Annotated in this window: 1 protein-coding gene and 1 pseudogene; both read right to left on the bottom strand. The window is 58.1% G+C overall.

From position 1 onward, the window contains the following. Positions 1 to 73 precede the first annotated feature (73 nt). Positions 74 to 496 carry a peptide-methionine (R)-S-oxide reductase MsrB gene (gene msrB, locus HMPREF1627_RS00685; protein WP_034500277.1) on the bottom strand — a complete coding sequence of 141 codons (423 nt, stop codon included), beginning with the start codon at positions 494 to 496 and terminating at the stop codon, positions 74 to 76. 2 nt (positions 497 to 498) lie between these two features. Further along, positions 499 to 728 (bottom strand): annotated as a pseudogene (locus tag HMPREF1627_RS00690) (hypothetical protein); the annotation flags it as partial.

The raw sequence follows: 728 nt of genomic DNA on the forward strand, positions 1-728 counted from the left end.
AAACGCGGCACCCGTGTACTGGGTTGTCCCGGACGCAATAAACAGCGCCGGCGCTAACGCGCGCCTTCCCGAACTATTCACCCGCAGTATGCTCAAACGAAAGCGACACGGAGTTCATGCAGTAACGCTGCCCCGTAGGAGTCTGCGGCGCGTCATCAAACAAGTGTCCCAAGTGAGAATCGCAATTCGCGCAACGCACCTCCGTGCGTACCATTCCATGCGAAGTGTCCTCAACATACTTCACCGCGGCGTCCTCGGACTTATAGAACGAGGGCCACCCGCATCCAGCATCAAACTTCGTCTGCGAGCGGAACAATTGCGCGCCGCACGCGCGGCAACGGTAGATCCCCTCGCGGTCCTCATTCAACAATTCGCCAGTGAAGGGACGCTCCGTGCCCGCCTCACGCAAGACGTGGTATTCCATCGGATTCAAGATCTCACGCCATTGCGCCTGCGTACGGGCCGCCGCATTCACATCAACCTTAGGAGTTTCCATAACTATTCCTGCTCCTCATCTTGAATCCGCTTCATCTCCGCCTCCACCAACTGCCGGGCAGGCTCATCGCCACCAAGCTTATTGATCGCGGTTTCCTCAGAAATATCACCAAGGCGAAGCGCCCGCAAAGTCTGCGTCTCAACCCGCTTGCGCTGCATCTCTTCGGAGGGGCCCTCCAGCTTCTTCGACCGCGCCTCGGCCTCTTCACTTCCCGAATACAAACGATCCCCAA

Source organism: Actinomyces sp. S6-Spd3 (genome assembly GCF_000758755.1).
Lineage (GTDB): Bacteria > Actinomycetota > Actinomycetes > Actinomycetales > Actinomycetaceae > Pauljensenia.